The following is a 228-nucleotide window of genomic DNA, read 5'->3' on the forward strand; positions in this document are numbered from 1 at the left end:
GATACGCAACCTGATTTTAAATGCTGATGGAACAAATGTAAAAGAAGTTGTGGATGCGCGGGTTGATGCTGAAGGAAATATAACTCCATTGCTCAAGGAGCGGCTGGATAAAGAGTATAACAAGCTTCTCCAAAAGATTAAACGAACCGTCAATGTAGATGACTTCGGTGCTGATCCAACAGGAGAAACCGATAGTTCAGAAGCGTTTAAAAGGGCAATTGGCACTGG

At 42.5% G+C, this 228-nt stretch carries 1 protein-coding gene; it reads left to right on the plus strand.

The genetic code is table 11. The features are described 5' to 3' along the window. On the plus strand, positions 1-228 hold a 228-nt coding region (locus SB659_RS20710), incomplete at both ends, for a hypothetical protein (RefSeq protein WP_410551808.1).

It is taken from the genome of Arthrobacter sp. SIMBA_036 (assembly GCF_046535135.1).
GTDB lineage: Bacteria > Actinomycetota > Actinomycetes > Actinomycetales > Micrococcaceae > Arthrobacter.